The sequence below is a fragment of the Bordetella sp. MIP270_01_BMS genome (assembly GCF_054958705.1).
Genome location: NZ_CM143297.1, coordinates 4,568,002 through 4,584,136, shown reverse-complemented (window position 1 = coordinate 4,584,136; position 16,135 = coordinate 4,568,002). Strand labels below are relative to the sequence as shown.

The following is a 16,135-nucleotide window of genomic DNA, read 5'->3' as shown; positions in this document are numbered from 1 at the left end:
TCGCCCCACCCTTTTTCAGTGCGCGCGTTCCCAGTTCGGACCGACCCCGACCTCGGCGACCAGGGGCACTCTGAGCTGGGCCACCCCGCACATCAGTTCCGGCAGGCGCGCCCTGACAGTCTCGACCTCTTCGTCGGGAACTTCGAGCACGAGTTCGTCGTGAACCTGCATAATCATGCGAGTGGCGTAGCCGCCAGAATCCAGCCAGTCCTGGACGGCGATCATGGCCATTTTGATCAGGTCGGCGGCGGTTCCCTGCATCGGCGCATTGATGGCTGCGCGTTCCGCGCCCTGGCGGCGTGGCCCGGACGCGGCCCGAATGTCGGGCAGCTGCAGCCGGCGACCGAAAACCGTTTCGACGTACCCTTGCTGGCGCGCCAGCTGGCGGGTTTGCTCCATGTACTGCGCCACGCCGGGATAACGGGCGAAATACCGGTCGATATAAGCCTGGGCGGCGTCGCGGGTAATGCCGAGGTTGGACGCCAGGCCAAACACCCCCATGCCGTAGATGAGTCCGAAATTGATTGCCTTGGCGGCGCGACGCTGTTCGGCAGCGACGTCGGTCAGCGCCACGCCGAAGATTTCCGAGGCGGTGGCGCGGTGGATGTCTTCACCGGCAGCGAACGCCCGCTGCAGATTTTCGTCGTCGGATACATGCGCCATGATGCGCAACTCGATCTGCGAATAATCGGCCGACACCAGCACGCCGCGCTCGGGAACGAAAGCCTCGCGCACCCTTCGCCCGGCTTCGGTGCGTACCGGGATGTTCTGCAGATTGGGCTCGGACGAGGCCAGGCGGCCGGTGATGACGGCGGCCTGCGAGTAGTGCGTGTGCACGCGGCCCGTTCGCGCATTTATCATGCGCGGCAGCTTGTCGGTATAGGTGGACTTCAGCTTGGACAGGCCACGGTATTCAAGCAGCACCTGTGGCAGCGGGTAGTCCTGCGCCAGCTTGGACAGCACTTCTTCGTCGGTCGAAGGGGCGCCGCCAGCGGTTTTGCGCACCACCGGCAGTTGCATGCGGCCGAACAGAATCTCGCCAAGTTGCTTGGGGGAGTTCAGGTTGAAAGGCTGGCCGGCCAGCTCGTAGGCGCGCTGCTCGAGCGTGAGCATTTCCTGGCCCAGCCGGTGGCTCTGGCGGCCCAGTTCCGCTGCATCGACCTTGACGCCGTTACGCTCGATGATGGTTAGCACCCGCGAGACCTGGATCTCGAGCTGGTAGATACGCTCGAGCCCGGCGTCAGCTGCCACCCGTGGGCGCAAGGCATGATGCAACTGCAAAGTGAAATCGGCATCTTCGCAGGCATAGTGGCCGGCCCGGTCGACGGCGACCTCGTCAAAGCAGATCTGCTTGGCCCCCTTGCCGCACAGCTCTTCATAGCTGATGCCGGCCCGGCCCAGGTAGCGCTGGGCCAGGTCGTTGAGGCCCACGCCGCGATGCGATTCCAGCACATAGGCCTGCAGCATCGTGTCTTCGACGATACCCGCCAGCGCGATACCCTCGTTGGCGAACACATGGGCATCGTACTTGGCGTGGTGCAGCAGCTTGGCCCGCGCGGGGTCCTGCAGCCAGGCGCGCAGGCGCTCGAGCACAGCCTGCTTGGGCAGCTGTTCGGCACTGTCGGGGCCGCGGTGCGCGACAGGGATATAACACGCCACACCGGGCGCCACCGCCATCGAAATACCGACCAGGCTGGCCTGCATTTCATCGAGCGAGGTGGTTTCGGTATCGACGGCCACCAGCTCAGCCTCGGCCACTTGCGCCATCCATTCGTCGAAGGCGGGCCAGGTAGCGATGATCTGATAGCGCAGTTCGGCCGGCGCGGCGGGTGCCTCGGCGATGACCCGGGCATCACCCTGAGGGACGCGCTGGGCGTCACCCGTGAGTTCACGCAGCCAGGTGCGAAATCCGTAGCGCTCGTAAAGCGCCTGCAGGGTATCGACGTCGGGCTGGCGCGGCGCCAGCTCGGCGACGCTGCTGAGGTGTCCGGTGAGGTCGCAATCGCACTTCACCGTAAGCAACTGCCGCGTCAACGGAAACTGGCCGATCGCGGCACGCAGGTTGCTACCTGCTACGCCCTTGATCGTTTCTGCCTGCGCGATCAGGGCATCGATGGTGCCGAATTCGGAAAGCCATTTGACGGCCGTCTTGGGACCCACTTTGGTAACCCCGGGCACGTTGTCGACGGTGTCGCCCACCAGCATCAGGTAATCGACGATGCGCTCCGGGGGCACGCCGAACTTGCGCTCGACACCCGGTACGTCGAGAACCTCGCCGCTCATGGTGTTGACCAGGGTGACGTGGGGATTGACCAGTTGCGCCAGGTCTTTGTCTCCCGTGGAGACAATGGTGTGGATGCCCTGGCTGGCGGCCTGGTGCGCCAGCGTGCCGATGATGTCGTCGGCCTCGACGCCTTCGATGGCCAGCACCGGCCATCCCAGCGCGCGCACGGCCTGGTGAATCGGATCGACCTGTGCGGCCAGGTCTTCGGGCATGGGAGGACGATGGGATTTATAGTCGGAAAACAGATCGTCGCGGAAAGTCTTGCCACGCGCGTCGAAAATACAGGCGGCGTAGTCGGCTTTATGATCCGAGACCAGCTTGCGCAGCATATTGACGACGCCATAGAGCGCCCCCGTCGGTTCGCCTTGCGAATTGCGCAGATCAGGCATAGCGTGAAATGCGCGGTACAAGTAGCTCGAACCGTCTACCAGCAATAAGGTTTTATTCATGGTTACAAAGGCAGAACTAGAAACGCCCGCCGGCAAGCAAATACCGGTGATTATGTCAGAGATAGAGACGGCGGCAGAAAAACTGGCCGACATCGGCCCCGCCGTCAGCGTGTTCGGGAGCGCGCGCGTCAGCCGCGATTCGCCGCATTATGAAACCTGCGTGGCCATTTCAAGGGACCTCGCCGAAGCAGGCTTTGCCGTGATCGCCGGCGGCGGCCCCGGCATCATGGAAGCCGCCAACAAGGGAGCCTTCGAAGCGGGAGGCACCAGCGTGGGTCTGAACATCAGCCTGCCGCACGAGGCGCACAACAACGAATACCAGACCATCAGCCTGTCTTTCGAGTACTTTTATTCGCGCAAGGCGACGTTCTTCATGCACAGCTTTGCCTATGTGGCGCTGCCGGGCGGCTTCGGCACCATGGACGAGCTTTTCGAGGCCCTGACCCTGATCCAGACCGGCAAGGTGCCGCCCGCTCCGGTCATTCTGGTGGGCAGCGAGTACTGGCACGGCCTGGTCGACTGGCTGGCCGACCAGATGCTGCCCAACGGCATGATCGCGGCCCACGACCTGGAGCTGTTCACCATCGAAGATGATCCACACAAGGTGGTCCGCAGAGTGGTGGACTTTCACAAACGGTGGCAGATGGCCGACTACCCCCCCACCCTGCCGGCCTGACGCCGCCCATCAGGCGGCCAGGGCCTGGGCCAACGCCTCGCGCGCGCGGGACACGAAAGGGGTTTCGCCCGCACGTGCCGGCAGAAGGCAGAAACTGGCTTGGGGCAGCGAAGGCAGACCGGCGCCGCTGATCCGTTCGACGCCGGGACCCAGCGCTGATTCGTTCAGGCAGGCCACCCCCAGACCGGCCGCCAAAGCCAGTTGCAAGCCCGCCACCCCCGAGGCCACGTGGGCGACGACGTGCGGACGGGCGCGCCGTGCCAACACCTGTTCGGTGAACTGGCGCAACGCGCATGATTCGGGCAGCACCAGCAAGGGCACCGGAGCGGCGCGATCGAGCCGCATGCCTGGAGCGGCCATCCAGCAAAGGGGCTCGCGCCGCAGCACCTTGCCCGGCTCTCGCGGTGCTCCGCGGCCGCGCACGTGCATGGTCAGGCCGAGGTCGTACTCGCCGCGCGCGCAGGCCGCCTGCACTTCGCCGCTTTTCATCATGGCAACATGCAGCCTCACCTGCGGATACTGCTGGTTCAGGCGGCGCAACAGGCCTGCAATGTCGCGAGGCCGGAAGTAATCGGTCAGCGCCAGCCGCAGATCGCCATCGAGCGGCACGCCGCGAATATCGCGCAATGCTTCATCGGCCATCGCAAGAATGCGGGCGGCATGCGCCTGCAGCCGTAATCCCGCGGGCGTGGCGCGCACACCGGCCTTACCCCGCACCAGCAATGCCTGTCCGGCCCGCTGCTCGAGCTTGCGTATCTGTTCGCTGACAGCGGACTGCGACAGGTGCACCAGCGGAGCCGCTGCCGTGAGGCTACCCGCATCGAGCACCGCTGCAAACGTACGCAACTGACCAAGATCGAAGCCAGACATGTTCTATCCAACGGTTTATCCGATGGATTCGATCATAAATTCCCGTTTTTCAGATGTCAAAAGCATCGTTAGACTGGCTTCACGGTCGAATGTCGGCCGCCCTTGAACCGAGCCCCCCGGAGCCCCTCATGCCCCATATCGTGATCCATCTATCAGGCCAGCCGGAGGCTGCCACGAGCCGCCGCGCCGTCGAACAAGTGACCGCTCTCACCCAGTCGATCCTGGGCAAGGACCCTGCCGTCACCGCCGTCACCCTGCTGTACATTGCCCCAGAGCAATGGTTCATTGCCGGGCGGAGCCTCGCCGAGACTGGCCACAGCGCCTTTCACCTGGACATCAGCGTGACCGACGAAACCAATACCAAGCAGGAGAAAGCACGGTATATCGCGGCCATCCACGCAGCGTTCGAACAACTGTTGGGGAATCTGCACGAATGTTCGTACGTGCACGTCATCGACGCACGCGCTTCGGCATACGGATACGGGGGTGCGACCCAGGAATTTCGCTACCAGCGCACGGTGCGTTAAAAAAAAGCGGCGCCCCATGGGCGCCGCCAGTTGCCTTCAAGCCGGTACGTCGGCTGTTCAGGCGTTTTCGCGCGACGCGCGGCGGCGTTCGTGCTCTTGCAGATGGCGCTTGCGCAGGCGGATCGACTTGGGCGTAATTTCAACCAGTTCGTCGTCGTCGATGAACTCGACCGCGTACTCGAGCGACAGCTGAATCGGCGGAACCAGACGCACGGCCTCGTCGGTGCCCGAGGCGCGCACGTTGGTCAGCTGCTTGCCCTTGATGGGGTTGACGACGAGGTCGTTGTCGCGGCTGTGTATGCCGATGATCATGCCTTCGTACAAGGCCTCGCCGGGGCTGACGAACATGCGGCCGCGATCCTGCAGTTTCCAGAGCGCGTAGGCCACGGCATCGCCGTTGTCCTGGCTGATCAGCACGCCGTTGCGGCGTTCGCCGATCGAACCCTCGCGCATGGGCGCATATTCATGGAAGATGTGGCTCATGAGGCCCGTACCGCGCGTAAGCGTGAGGAACTCGTTCTGGAACCCGATGAGACCACGAGCGGGAATCAGGTACTCGAGCCGGGTGCGACCACGGCCATCGGGCTGCATGTCCTGCAGATCGCCTTTGCGCCGGCCCAGCTCTTCCATGACGCCACCCTGGTGCGCGTCTTCGACGTCGATCGTCAAGGCCTCGAAAGGCTCGCACTTGACGCCGTCGATTTCCTTGAACACCACGCGCGGGCGCGATACCGCCAGCTCGTAGCCTTCGCGACGCATGGTTTCCAGCAGGATGGTCAGGTGCAGTTCACCACGGCCTGACACTTCGAACACGGTATCGTCGCCGGTGTCGCGCACACGCAGCGCAACGTTGGACTTCAACTCGCGCTCGAGGCGGTCGCGCAACTGGCGGCTGGTGACGAATTTGCCTTCGCGGCCCGCCAGGGGCGACGTGTTCACCATGAAGTTCATGGTGAGCGTGGGCTCGTCGATGCGCAACATGGGCAACGGCTCGGGCTTGGAAGCGTCCATGACGGTGCACCCGATGCCGATTTCCTCGATGCCGTTGATCAGTACGATATCGCCGGCTTCGGCTTCGGCAACGACCTCACGCTCCAGGCCCTTGAAGGTCAGCACCTGGTTGATACGGCCCTTGCCCGACGCGCCTTCCGGCCCGAATTGGTAAGCCACGTCCATGCCGGGACGGATGCGGCCGCGATTGATGCGCCCTACGCCGATCTTGCCCACATAGCTGTTGTAATCGAGCGAGATGATCTGCATCTGCAGCGGGCCATCCGGATCGTCGTCGCGTTGCGGCACGTGCTGGATGATTGCCTCGAACAGGGGGCGCATATCGCCCTCGCGCACATCCGCCGTGAGGCCGGCATATCCTGACAGGCCGGAGGCGTACACCACCGGAAAGTCGAGCTGCTCTTCGGTGGCGCCCAGCTTGTCGAACAAGTCGAAGGTCGCGTTGATGACGAAATCGGGCCGGGCGCCCGGCCGGTCGACCTTGTTGACCACCACGATGGGCTTCAGGCCCAGTGCCAGCGCCTTGCGGGTGACGAAAATCGTTTGCGGCATGGGGCCTTCGACGGCATCCACCAGCAGCAGCACACCGTCGACCATGGACAGCACGCGTTCGACTTCGCCGCCGAAATCGGCGTGGCCCGGGGTGTCGACGATGTTGATGTGCGTGCCTTGGTATTCCACGGCACAGTTCTTGGCAAGAATGGTGATGCCGCGTTCTTTCTCGAGGTCGTTCGAGTCCATGACCCGTTCGGTGAGCGCCTGGTTCTCGCGGAAAGTACCGGATTGGCGCAGCAACTGGTCGACCAGGGTGGTTTTTCCGTGGTCGACGTGAGCGATGATGGCGACGTTGCGCAGGGCGCGGGTCATAGCGGGTCCTTTAAGGTCTGTTTGGGGGGCAGCAAGCCCTCCGGCAGTTCGGTCATGGCAAGCAAAGCCTGCTTGGGGTCTGTCATGGCTTGCAAGGCCTCGAGCGTGACGGCGCGGTCCAGCGAAAACGGCCCGACGTGCGTGCGCCGCAGCGCCGCCAGGTGGGCATAGCAGCCCAGCGCCCGCCCGATGTCCTGGGCAAGGGTGCGTATATAGGTGCCCTTGCTGCAGGCCACATCGATCTCGGCCCGATTGCCTTCCAGCGACAACAGCTCGATGCGATACAGCGTGACCTGTCGAGGCGGGCGCTCCAGTTCGATGCCCTGGCGCGCGTACTCATACAAAGGCTTGCCATCGCGCTTGAGCGCCGAATACATGGGCGGCACCTGCTCGATGGTGCCTTGGAAACGTGTCAGCACGTCGCGCAGCGCGGCTTCTGTAACGCTGTAGCCGTCGGTGGCCCGCGCTACCACGTGCCCGGTGAGGTCGCCCGAGTCGGTTTCCTCGCCGAACTGCAGGGTGGCACGGTAGGTCTTGTCGGCATTGAGCATGGCGCCGGAGATTTTGGTGGCGCGCCCCATGCAACATACCAGCAGGCCGGTCGCAAACGGATCTAGTGTACCCGTATGCCCTGCTTTGGCGGCGTCCATGGCACGGCGCGCGCGTTGCAAGGCATGGTTACTGGACAGCCCTACGGGCTTGTCAAGCAACAGGACACCGTCGAGCGCGAGCCCGCGTCGTTTGGCCATCGTCTAATCCGGGAAAAAAAATTGTAGCAGCGACGACAGCCGGTCAGCGCTGGTCTTCGGGTTCGTCGGGCTCGTGCGGGGTCGGGCCGGAGCGATTGGCTCGGTCGATGAGAGCCGACATTTCGATGCCGCGCGCGATCTGGGCGTCGTGTACGAAGCGCAGCGTGGGCACTGTGTGGATATGCAGCAGTTTGTAGAGCTGGGAATGCAGCCAGCCTGCCTTTTCGTTGAGCAATGCGCCGGCAGCGTCGGGTTCGGCGCCCAACACGGTGAAGTACACCTTGGCGTGGGCGTAATCGGCCGACAGCTCGACACCGGACAAGGTGATCAACCCCGCCCGCGATACGTCGAATTCGCGCTGGATGAGGCCGGCCAGATCCTTCTGGATCTGGTCGGCCAACCGCAGATTGCGGCCTGGTATGGCTTTGGACTTATGACGACTCATGGAAGATCCGGGATACGCCCCACCCTTAGAGGGTGCGGGCGATCTCCTTGATTTCGAAGACTTCCAGCTGGTCGCCCATCTGGAGGTCATTGCTGCCACGCAGCGTCAGGCCGCAATCGAAGCCCGACTTGACTTCCTTGACGTCGTCCTTGAAGCGGCGCAGCGAATCGAGATGGCCGGTCCAGTGCACGACATTGTTGCGCAACAACCGAACCTGGGAATCGCGGCGCACCACACCGTCGAGCACCATGCAGCCTGCGACGGTGCCAATACGCGAAATCGTGTAGACCTCGCGCACTTCGACCAGGCCGATGATCTCTTCTTTCTTCTCGGGCGCCAACATGCCCGACATGGCTGCCTTCACTTCATCAACGGCGTCGTAGATGATGTTGTAGTAGCGCACATCGATGCCGTTGGACTCGGCCAGCTTCTTGGCGCTTTGCTCGGCGCGCACATTGAAGCCTATGACCACGGCGTTCGAGGCAATGGCCAGGTTGATGTCGCTTTCCGAAATGCCGCCGACCGCGGCATGCACGACCTGCACCCGCACTTCGTCGGTAGACAGTTTGGTGAGCGAATTCACCAGCGCTTCCTGCGAACCCTGTACGTCGGTCTTGACGATGAGCGCCAAGGTCTGCATGCCTTCGCCGAGGTTGTCGAACATCGACTCCAGCTTGGCGGCCTGTTGGCGTGCCAGCTTGACATCGCGGAACTTGCCCTGACGGAACAGCGCAATTTCGCGAGCCTTGCGCTCATCGGCCAGCGCCATGAGTTCGTCGCCGGCAGCCGGAACCTCGGTCAGGCCCTGGATCTCGACCGGTATCGAAGGACCGGCTTCCTGAATCTGCTTGCCGTTCTCGTCGACCATGGCGCGCACGCGCCCGAAGCTTGCGCCCGCCAGCACGACGTCGCCACGCTTGAGCGTGCCGCTCTGCACCAGGATGGTAGCCACCGGGCCGCGGCCCTTGTCGAGGCGCGCTTCGATGACCAGCCCCTTGGCCGGAGCCTCGACGGGAGCCGTGAGTTCCAGAATTTCGGCCTGCAGCAAGACGTTTTCGAGAAGATCGTCGATGCCGGCACCGGTCTTCGCGGACACCGGCACGAACGGGACATCGCCGCCGTACTCTTCAGGCACGACCTCTTCGGCCACCAGTTCCTGCTTGACGCGGTCGGGGTTGGCTTCGGGCTTGTCGATCTTGTTGACAGCCACGACCAACGGCACCCCGCCCGCCTTGGCATGGTGGATGGCTTCGCGCGTCTGGGGCATGACGCCGTCGTCGGCGGCAACCACCAGAATGACGATGTCGGTCGCCTTGGCGCCACGCGCCCGCATGGCCGTGAACGCCTCGTGGCCCGGGGTGTCGAGGAACGTGACCATGCCGCGCTCGGTTTCGACGTGATAGGCACCGATGTGCTGCGTGATGCCACCCGCCTCGCCAGACGCGACCTTGGCGCGACGGATGTAGTCGAGCAGCGACGTCTTGCCGTGGTCGACGTGACCCATGACGGTCACGACCGGAGCACGCGGCTTGGCTTCGGCCTCGACGGCAGCCGGGGTTTCGTCCAGGAAAGCTTCCGGATCGTCGAGCTTGGCGGCAATGGCCACGTGACCGAGCTCTTCCACCACGATCATGGCGGTTTCCTGATCGAGCACCTGGTTGATGGTGACCATCTGGCCCAGCTTCATCAACTGCTTGATGACCTCGGCAGCCTTGACCGACATCTTGTGCGCCAGGTCGGCGACGCTGATGGTTTCGGGCACATGCACTTCGCGCGCGATGAATTCCTGCGGCGCGGGCTCGTGCCGGCGATCAGCATGCTGGTTGCGGCTGTTGCGGCCACCCTTGCCTCCCTTGCCGCCCGCGCGCCAACCGTCGCGGCTGGGAGCGCCGGACTTGGTGTCAGCAGGCTTCTTGCGGGAGGCGTCGTCGCTCCAGGTGGAGGCGACTTCGGCGGTCTTGATGGTTTTCTTGGAACCGGTTACGCCCGGCTTGGCGTCTTTCTTTGCGCCCGGCGCGGCCGGCTTGCCGGCAGGCTTGTGCAGCGTACCGGACAGCGGCGCAGCGGGCGCCTCGGGTTCGGGCGCACGAAGCACCTTGCGAGGACGGTTGAGCATCTCGCGCAAGGCGGCGGCTTCGGCCTCGGCGGCGCGGCGCGCCTGCTCGCGTCCGGCGGCGTCGAGCGCCGGCCCCGATGCAGCCGCGCTGGGCGGAGGCCCGGCGCGACGGCCATCGGCGGTGCGGCCGGAGCGGGGAGCGGCGGGCGCAGCGGGCTCGGGCTTGGCGGCGACAGGTTCGGCCTGGGCCGGGACGGCCTGTTCAGTGGTTTTGGTGGCAGTTTCGATTTCGGCTTGCACAGCAGGTTCCGGCGGGGCGGGGTCGGCCTCGCGCTCGGCGGCGGGCTCTGCAACGGCAGGCGGGGCCGGCTCGGCCGGGGCTTCTGCCGGCTGGGCTGCCGGTTCAGGTTGGGGCTCAGGCTCGGCCTGGGCCACGGGGGCAGGAGTCGGCTCGACGGCCGGCTGCTGAGGCGGCGTGTCGGCGGCAGCGGCTTCGGGTGCCGGCTGCGGGTCGGCAGCAGGCGGCGGCGCTGACACCGGCGCGGATACGGATTCGGCAGGCACCGGCGTCTCGGGCACGGGGTCCGCTTCGGGAGCGGCCGCATCGGCCCGCGCCTGTTCGAGAGCAAGCTCGGATGGGTCGCGCTTGACGAACACACGCTTCTTGCGCACTTCGACCTGAATGGTGCGCGACCGGCCGGTGGCGTCGGCCTGGCGGATTTCGGAGGTCTGGCGACGCGTCAAGGTGATCTTCTTGCCCTCGGTCGCGCCATGGGCGCGGCGCAGCGAGTCGAGCAGCTTCGCCTTGTCGCTGTCGGTGACCGCGTCATCTACCGAGTTGAGGTCAACACCGGCCGAACGCAGCTGCTCGAGCAGCACGTTGGCTGGCATTTTCAGCTCGGTAGCGAACTGGGCGACAGTATTACTCGACATTAGGCTATCTTCCCTCTATATGCAGCGATTACAACGACGGTGCTCGAGCGGCATGGCCGCGCAAGCACCTGGTTCGGCACCGGCCTGGCTATTCTTCATTGAACCAGTGGGCCCGGGCCCGCATGATCAAGTCGCTGGCCTGTTGCTCGTCGAGCCCCGCGATTTCCGCGAGCTCGTCGGTGGCCAGTTCGCCCAGATCATCACGCGTCAGCACTTGCCGTTCGGCCAGCTTCGAGGCCAGTTCCGGCGTCATGCCTTCGAGTTCGAGCAAGTCTTGTGCCGTTTCAAGGCGCTCTTCCTGGGCGATGGCCTCAGTGAGAAGCGCGTTGCGGGCACGCGCACGCAGCTCGTTGATGGTGTCTTCGTCGAATGCCTCGATTTCCAGCAGTTCGTGCATGGGCACGTAGGCAATCTCTTCAATGCCGGTGAAGCCTTCGTCGATCAGAATATCGGCGACTTCTTCATCGACATCAAGCTTGCTCATGAAGGCCGTACGCAGCCCGGCACGCTCGGTTTCCTGGCGGCTGAGGCTTTCTTCCGGCGTCATGATGTTGATCTGCCAGCCGGTCAGCTCGGACGCCAGACGCACGTTCTGGCCCTTGGCGCCGATGGCCTTGGGAAGGTTTTCTTCGTCGACCACCACATCCATGGCGTGCTTGTCTTCGTCGACAACGATGGACTCGACGTTGGCCGGAGCCAGCGCGCCGATGACGAACTGCGCCGGATCTTCGGACCACAACACGATGTCGACCTGTTCGCCGCCCAGTTCGTTGCGCACCGCGGTGACGCGCGAGCCCCGCATACCGACGCAGGTACCGATGGGATCGATGCGCTTGTCATAGGCGATGACGGCAATTTTGGCACGTACGCCGGGATCACGAGCAGCAGCCTTGATTTCGAGCAGCCCCTGCTCGATTTCGGGGACTTCGTTTTCGAACAACTGCCGGATGAACTCGGGAGACGTGCGAGACAGGATGACCTGCTGCCCGCGCGCGGCGTGATCGACCTTCAGGACGAAGGCACGCAGGCGGTCGCCCACCCGGAAGTTTTCCTTCGGGATCATTTCGGAGCGCGGCAGCCGGGCCTCGATCTTGCCGGTTTCGACAATGATGTCGCCCTTGTCCATGCGCTTGATCGTGCCCGAGATGATGGTCTCGCCACGATCGAGGAAATCATTGAGCACCTGCTCGCGCTCGGCGTCGCGGATCTTCTGCAGAATGGCCTGCTTGGCAGCCTGCGCGCCAATGCGGCCGAACTCGATGGGCTCGAGCGGCTCTTCGATGTATTCGCCCACCTGGATATTGGGCACCAGCTCGAGCGCGTCGGACAGCATTTCCTGCTTGTCGGGCTCTTGCAGACCGGCCTCGTCGGGCACCACCAGCCACCGGCGAAAGCCTTCGTGGCTGCCAGTTTCGCGATCGATGGCGACGCGAATATCGGCGTCATCTTTGAAGCGTTTTTTCATGGCCGAAGCCAGCGCGCTTTCGAGCGCTCCGAAAACCACTTCGCGCGTGACGTTCTTTTCACGCGCCAAGGCATCGACCAACAGAAGAATTTCGCGACTCATCGCTTTTTGCCCTTGAAATCCAGAACGGGATCCAGTTTGGCACGCTCGACATCGCCGAGCGTGAAGTTCAACACCTGGATGTCGTCCTTCTTTGCCTCAAATTCGAGACCGAATACGGTCTGCGTATCGGCGCCCACGTCACTTTCGGTGGCGGGCACGGACAGTACGCCTGAAAACACCTTGCGACCATCCAGCGGCTGACGCAGCTTGATTTCGACCCGCTCGCCCGCGAACCGACGGAACTCGGCCTCGGTACGCAAGGGGCGATCGATGCCCGGCGAGCCGACCTCGAGCCGCTTGTAGTCGATGTTCTCGACCTCGTAGACGCGCGAGAGCTGCCGCGACACTTGTTCGCAGTCTTCGATGCGCACGCCGCCCGCCTTGTCGATGGTAACGCGCAGCAAGCCGAGCGCGGCGCGTTCGACGTCGACCAATTCGACGTCCATGCCGGCCAGTGCCTGTTGGGTCAATGCGTATATATCAGCCATACACTCAAAAAAAATGGGCTGCAAACCCAGCCCACCGTATTGCCCGGCCCCCGGCCAGGGTTCACGGCGGAAGACCCGCTGAAAACCCAACACCGGGCCCGAGCCCAAATATTGCGACCTTGTATTCCTGCTCGCGGGCCGAAGCGGCTGCCTTTGGCATTACCTGCGGCCAGCAGCAGCTGCGTTCGCCGGCTTGACCGGCCGCCTGTGTGGCGCTGCCAGCATGACCGAACCCGCGAAACCTAGCGCGCAAAAAGCCGATCGCCGAGCGGGCACCAAGCTATAGGCTGGCACCGCAGCGCCGGGACCTCGCGCCATGAAAACCAACAATTTTACCAGATAACCAGGAAAATTGCCTGCTACGTCACGGGTTTAGGGCAAGGGCCCCGGACAGGCGCGCCAACGCGGGACGGCTGGTGGAATCAACGCCCTCCGCGCCCGCGATTTCCGCCCAGGAAGCCCAGACGGGACTCGTGCGCCGAAGCACTCTTGGGTTGCCAGTCGTCGCCACGCGGACCGCTGCGCTTAGGCGCCGCCTTGTTGCCCTGCGGCTTGGCACCGGAGCGCGCCGGCTGCCCGTTGCGGGGGCCGCCAGCGGCACCGGGTTTGCCCGGTTTACCATCGCGGGCCTTGCGGGGAGCGCCGGCCGCCACCGCCACCACGCCGGCGGGCACCGGACCGGCCACACCCGAATTCGCAGCCTTGGGGCGCCGCGGCTTGCCATTCTTTGCAGGCTTGGCGCCACCCGGTTTGCCGCCGCCCGCTTTCGCGCCCACCGGCTTTGCACCAGGCTTGCCGCCGGGCTTACCAGCCGGCTTGCCGCCAGGCTTTCCGCCTTTGCCACGGGCAGGCCCGGAATCCTTGCCAAGCGGGTGCCCATTGGCGTACCCGCCAGTAAACATCAGGCCCGTGCCAAAGGGATCCGAGGGGGACGAAGCCACCTGGCCGGCGCTTCCGGCCCGCCCGCCCTGAAGCTTGCCCCGACGACCGATGCGCGCACCATTCATGCCGTTGCGCTCGAGAGTGCCGAAACCCGGAGGCAAAGCGCTGTCATGCGAACGGGGCTGACGTGCCTGGCGGCCGCCGTCGTCGTCATCATCGCGCAACAGACCGAGCTGCACCATCAAGGCCGTGACCAGGTTCGGCTCGAGCTCTTCCCAGCGGCCACGGCGCAGCGTACGGGGAAGCACCAGGTCGCCAAAGCGGGTACGGATCAGGCGGCTGACAGTCACGCCCACGGATTCGAACATGCGCCGCACCTCGCGATTGCGGCCTTCCTGCAGGGTCACTCGGTACCAGCGGTTGCTGCCGTCTCCCCCCAGATAGTCGAGCGCCCCGAAAGCGGCATGGCCGTCGTCCAGCTCGATCCCTTCGACCAGCGATTTGCGGGTGGCATCGTCCATTTCGCCCAGCACCCGGACGGCGTACTCCCGCTCAGTGCCATAACGCGGATGCATGATGCGATTTGCCATGTCGCCCGACGTCGTGAAAATCAGCAGGCCTTCGGTATTGAGGTCGAGACGCCCCACGGACAGCCATTTACCCGTACGCAGCTTGGGCAGGCGGGCAAATACGCTGGCCCGGCCGGCCGGATCATCGTGGCTTACGATCTCGCCGGCAGGCTTGTGATACAGGATGACGCGCGGCGGCTTGCGCGTATTCGGACGCACTATCGGCTTGCCATTGACCCGCACCACGTCGGACGGCCCCACGCGCTGTCCGATATGGGCTGGCTCGCCATTGACGGACACGCGGCCAGCGGTGATCAGCTCTTCCATTTCGCGCCGCGAACCCATGCCCGCATCGGCAAGCACTTTGTGCAGCTTCGGCATGGCCGCGTCACTATTCAGGTATTTGCCCAGGCGTTGCTCGCTGCGTGCCGCCTGGTCAAGATAGGACAGCGCCTGTTCCGCGTCTTGTTCGGCACCGGGAGCATCGCCATCGGCGCCCCCCGGAGCAGCGTCGACAGCCGCCACATCGGACGACGACGCGCCGGCGGGCGCAGCATCGCCTCGGCGCCGACGGAATGGGGTGCGCAGCTTGCGGCCACGTCCGCGCCCATTGCCCGTTTCGGCACTCTCGCTGGTGGCGGAACCGGCAGCGGGCGCACCCGCCGCAGGCGAGCCGCTGCCCGCCTCAGGCGCCGCGGGGCCGGCCGGCGCGGACTGGGGCTGGGTGTCGGAGGCGGGAAAATCGTCTTGCATCGTTGCATTAGTTGTCACGGAGACAGCTCCAGAATTCAAGCTTGCACCGGTCCGCCGTGGGCGGGCCGGTCTTCATCAGGGTGGGAAGGAACCTCGGGCGCGGGCGGCTCGGTGTCGGGCGCAGGCGCGGGGGGCTCGACCTCGGGCTGGGGAACCTGAGGCTCGACCTCGGGTTCCGGCACTTGAGGCTCGACCTCGGGTTCCGGGATAGGCGGTTCGATCTCCGGCTGCGGATCGACCGGCGTGATTTCGGGCTCTGCCGTGCCAGGGACGATCTCCGGCTGCGTACCTGGCGGCGGCACTTCGGGCTGCGTGCCGGGCTGAGGAACATGATCCGGAGTGGGCGGCGGCATTTCCGGCTCGGCCGGCACCCCACCCGCCTGCACCGCTGCGTCGGGCGTGAGGGTGATCTCAGACCCGCCCAGATCCAGACCTTCCAGAGCAGCCACGGCCTGGGCGGTGTCGAGCGGCGGCAGCTCGTCGAGCGCGCGCAGGCCCAGGTCGTCAAGAAACTGGCGGGTGGTGCCGAACAAGGCAGGCCGACCCGGCGCGTCACGGTGACCGATCACTTCGATCCAGCCACGATCTTCCAATGTCTTGACGATCTGGGATGACACGGTGACTCCTCGGATGTCTTCGATGTCGCCCCGCGTCACGGGCTGACGCCACGCCACGATAGCGAGTGTTTCCATGACGGCGCGCGAATACTTCGGCGGTTTCTCGGGGTTGAGGCGTTCGAGATAGCGCTGCATCTGGGGCCGGCTCTGGAAACGCCAGCCGGACGCCAGCTGGACGAGATCCATACCCCGGTCGGCCCAGTGCTGCTGCAGGCCCTGCAACAGCGTGCGCAGACGGTCGTTGTCGAACTCCGCATCATCGCCGAACAGCTTGCGCATTTCGGCCAGTTGCATTGGCTGGCTGGCGCATAGCAGCGCAGCTTCCAGCACGCATGTTGCCTCGCTATCGTTCATTGATTATCAGTCTGTAATTAAGGGGCCAATTTGCTCCG

12 protein-coding genes are annotated in these 16,135 nt (G+C 64.6%); 2 read left to right on the top strand and 10 right to left on the bottom strand.

Annotated elements, in window-relative coordinates:
* Window positions 1–15 precede the first annotated feature (15 nt).
* On the bottom strand, window positions 16–2,733 hold the full coding sequence (polA, locus tag ACV17W_RS21510; RefSeq protein WP_462594404.1) for a DNA polymerase I: 2,718 nt from the start codon (window positions 2,731–2,733) through the stop codon (window positions 16–18).
* Between polA and ACV17W_RS21505 the strand changes: the two genes are divergently transcribed.
* A complete protein-coding gene (locus ACV17W_RS21505) occupies window positions 2,732–3,409 on the top strand; it encodes an LOG family protein (protein ID WP_462594403.1) in 678 nt (225 codons plus the stop codon). The two genes, polA and ACV17W_RS21505, sit on opposite strands and share 2 nt — an antisense overlap.
* A 9-nt stretch (window positions 3,410–3,418) precedes the next feature.
* On the opposite strand, the gene ACV17W_RS21500 is transcribed toward ACV17W_RS21505, so the two are convergent.
* On the bottom strand, window positions 3,419–4,279 hold the full coding sequence (locus ACV17W_RS21500; RefSeq protein WP_462594402.1) for a LysR family transcriptional regulator: 861 nt from the start codon (window positions 4,277–4,279) through the stop codon (window positions 3,419–3,421).
* Window positions 4,280–4,407: 128 nt separating this feature from the next.
* On the opposite strand from ACV17W_RS21500, the gene ACV17W_RS21495 reads away from it, so the two are divergent.
* Window positions 4,408–4,806: a tautomerase family protein gene (locus ACV17W_RS21495; protein WP_462594401.1), complete on the top strand. Its 399-nt coding sequence runs from the start codon at window positions 4,408–4,410 to the stop codon at window positions 4,804–4,806.
* 57 nt (window positions 4,807–4,863) lie between these two features.
* On the opposite strand, the gene typA is transcribed toward ACV17W_RS21495, so the two are convergent.
* The 8 genes from typA to scpB form a co-directional block, all read right to left on the bottom strand.
* On the bottom strand, window positions 4,864–6,684 hold the full coding sequence (typA, locus tag ACV17W_RS21490) for a translational GTPase TypA (RefSeq protein WP_462594400.1): 1,821 nt from the start codon (window positions 6,682–6,684) through the stop codon (window positions 4,864–4,866).
* Window positions 6,681–7,433 (bottom strand): tRNA pseudouridine(55) synthase TruB, encoded by a 753-nt coding sequence (gene truB, locus ACV17W_RS21485; protein ID WP_462594399.1) that lies wholly within the window; start codon window positions 7,431–7,433, stop codon window positions 6,681–6,683. The genes typA and truB overlap by 4 nt, the downstream gene beginning before the upstream one ends.
* A 43-nt stretch (window positions 7,434–7,476) precedes the next feature.
* The gene (gene rbfA, locus ACV17W_RS21480) at window positions 7,477–7,878 is read right to left on the bottom strand and encodes a 30S ribosome-binding factor RbfA (protein WP_462594398.1); all 402 of its coding nucleotides are present in this window, start codon (window positions 7,876–7,878) and stop codon (window positions 7,477–7,479) included.
* A 25-nt stretch (window positions 7,879–7,903) separates the two neighbouring features.
* Window positions 7,904–10,867 carry a translation initiation factor IF-2 gene (gene infB / locus ACV17W_RS21475; protein ID WP_462594397.1) on the bottom strand — a complete coding sequence of 988 codons (2,964 nt, stop codon included), beginning with the start codon at window positions 10,865–10,867 and terminating at the stop codon, window positions 7,904–7,906.
* Between the two features lie 88 nt (window positions 10,868–10,955).
* On the bottom strand, window positions 10,956–12,434 hold the full coding sequence (gene nusA / locus ACV17W_RS21470; protein WP_462594396.1) for a transcription termination factor NusA: 1,479 nt from the start codon (window positions 12,432–12,434) through the stop codon (window positions 10,956–10,958).
* Window positions 12,431–12,922, bottom strand: coding sequence for a ribosome maturation factor RimP (gene rimP, locus ACV17W_RS21465; protein WP_462594395.1), 492 nt, complete (start codon window positions 12,920–12,922; stop codon window positions 12,431–12,433). Before rimP ends, nusA begins: the two co-directional genes overlap by 4 nt.
* A 422-nt stretch (window positions 12,923–13,344) precedes the next feature.
* Complete coding sequence (locus ACV17W_RS21460) at window positions 13,345–15,126, bottom strand: pseudouridine synthase (RefSeq protein ID WP_462596608.1); 1,782 nt, start codon at window positions 15,124–15,126, stop codon at window positions 13,345–13,347.
* Between the two features lie 35 nt (window positions 15,127–15,161).
* Window positions 15,162–16,097, bottom strand: coding sequence for an SMC-Scp complex subunit ScpB (gene scpB / locus ACV17W_RS21455; protein ID WP_462594394.1), 936 nt, complete (start codon window positions 16,095–16,097; stop codon window positions 15,162–15,164).
* Window positions 16,098–16,135: the final 38 nt, after the last annotated feature.

What these genes read in the sequence shown, in the direction of transcription:
- ACV17W_RS21505 (WP_462594403.1), top strand. Translation starts at nt 2,732, where the DNA reads ATGGTTACAAAGGCAGAACTAGAAACGCCCGCCGGCAAGCAAATACCG.
- polA (WP_462594404.1), bottom strand. Translation starts at nt 2,733, where the DNA reads ATGAATAAAACCTTATTGCTGGTAGACGGTTCGAGCTACTTGTACCGC.
- ACV17W_RS21500 (WP_462594402.1), bottom strand. Translation starts at nt 4,279, where the DNA reads ATGTCTGGCTTCGATCTTGGTCAGTTGCGTACGTTTGCAGCGGTGCTC.
- ACV17W_RS21495 (WP_462594401.1), top strand. Translation starts at nt 4,408, where the DNA reads ATGCCCCATATCGTGATCCATCTATCAGGCCAGCCGGAGGCTGCCACG.
- typA (WP_462594400.1), bottom strand. Translation starts at nt 6,684, where the DNA reads ATGACCCGCGCCCTGCGCAACGTCGCCATCATCGCTCACGTCGACCAC.
- truB (WP_462594399.1), bottom strand. Translation starts at nt 7,433, where the DNA reads ATGGCCAAACGACGCGGGCTCGCGCTCGACGGTGTCCTGTTGCTTGAC.
- rbfA (WP_462594398.1), bottom strand. Translation starts at nt 7,878, where the DNA reads ATGAGTCGTCATAAGTCCAAAGCCATACCAGGCCGCAATCTGCGGTTG.
- infB (WP_462594397.1), bottom strand. Translation starts at nt 10,867, where the DNA reads ATGTCGAGTAATACTGTCGCCCAGTTCGCTACCGAGCTGAAAATGCCA.
- nusA (WP_462594396.1), bottom strand. Translation starts at nt 12,434, where the DNA reads ATGAGTCGCGAAATTCTTCTGTTGGTCGATGCCTTGGCGCGTGAAAAG.
- rimP (WP_462594395.1), bottom strand. Translation starts at nt 12,922, where the DNA reads ATGGCTGATATATACGCATTGACCCAACAGGCACTGGCCGGCATGGAC.
- ACV17W_RS21460 (WP_462596608.1), bottom strand. Translation starts at nt 15,126, where the DNA reads ATGCAAGACGATTTTCCCGCCTCCGACACCCAGCCCCAGTCCGCGCCG.
- scpB (WP_462594394.1), bottom strand. Translation starts at nt 16,097, where the DNA reads ATGAACGATAGCGAGGCAACATGCGTGCTGGAAGCTGCGCTGCTATGC.